The sequence below is a fragment of the Bacillus sp. LR--39 genome (assembly GCF_053613335.1).
Window position 1 is genome coordinate 1 of the sequence record NZ_JBSIOT010001322.1, and the last position, 573, is coordinate 573.

General features: G+C 47.1%; 1 protein-coding gene. It reads left to right on the plus strand.

The window, feature by feature from the left end:
- Window positions 1-573, plus strand: a 573-nt coding sequence (locus tag ACWHAR_RS30255; RefSeq protein ID WP_452088827.1) for a GTP cyclohydrolase, FolE2/MptA family, incomplete at both ends; no start/stop codon positions are given.

Sequence of the window (573 nt, forward strand, 5' to 3'; positions counted from 1 at the left end):
ATGACTTGTAATTTGCCGAGAAATCAGAAGGGGATTAACATGAGCCGGTTAACAGAGCTGCTGCAAGTCTATCATCAAAATGGCTGGATTCTCTCATTTTCCTCTCTTCAGCAATTCACGAAAGAGCTTGCAGAAAACATGGACACATCACCTGCCTCAGTTGAAGTGAGGTTTCCGTGGTTTTTCGAACGGAAAAGTCCGAAGCTTGAGAAAGCGGGTTTGATGCATGCTGATATATTCATGTCTGTCACCTATCGCAAAGAAGATCAGCCGTTTAAACAGCGTGCCGGCATCTCAGCAAAAGTAACGACTCTGTGCCCTTGCTCCAAGGAAATCAGCGAATACAGTGCCCATAATCAGAGGGGAACGGTCAGCATTTGGGCGGATATTCACCCGGCTGCATCACTGCCAAGTGATGTTAAAGCTGATTTGCTTCACGCCGCAGAATCAAATGCTTCTGCGAGACTGCATCCGGTATTGAAGCGGCCTGATGAAAAAGCCGTGACAGAAACGGCCTATGAAAATCCGAGGTTTGTTGAGGATCTCGCTCGGCTGATTGCTGCTGATTTGTTT